This window comes from Gordonibacter pamelaeae (assembly GCF_003340385.1).
Taxonomy (GTDB): Bacteria; Actinomycetota; Coriobacteriia; order Coriobacteriales; family Eggerthellaceae; genus Gordonibacter; species Gordonibacter pamelaeae.
Genome location: NZ_PPTS01000030.1, coordinates 1 through 473, shown reverse-complemented (window position 1 = coordinate 473; position 473 = coordinate 1). Strand labels below are relative to the sequence as shown.

Here is a 473-nt window from a genome sequence, read left to right as displayed (position 1 = left end):
GCATCTCCTTGAACGCCAGGCACCGCGGGCAGAGGCGCCCCTGGTTGTAGGGGTTCTCCGGGTCGCCCTCTATCTTCTCCAGCACCCCGTCCCTCACGTACATGAGCACGCCGCAGTTGTCGTGGCATCCCGGGCCCGACCGCGCGTTGGAGCGGATGACCGTGCAGCCGTCCTCCTCCCACGTCCACTTGCGTCCGCTCGGGTCGTCCTGCGTGGGCGGCGTCGGCACGCCCTGGGCGGGGTTCCCGCCTGTTAACGTCTCTGACATGGCTCCTCCTCACCTGGTTCGTCTGGGCGTCGAGGGCCGCGGCCGTGCGGCGCGGCCCTCGACGCGGGGTTTACTCTTCGGCCCGGTACAGCTCGATCGGGCCCATGTTGCGGTCCTCGTCCACGGTCGAGGCCTCCAGCACGCGCGTGAGGTAGCCCTCGGCCTCCGCGTACACGCGCCAGCCGGCGGCGCCCACCTGGTGGAA

General features: G+C 70.6%; 1 protein-coding gene. It reads right to left on the bottom strand.

Annotated features, from left to right (window positions below; genetic code table 11):
• Positions 1-268 (bottom strand): hypothetical protein (locus tag C1877_RS15070; protein WP_147274580.1); only part of this gene is annotated, 268 nt, incomplete at its 3' end.
• Positions 269-473: the final 205 nt, after the last annotated feature.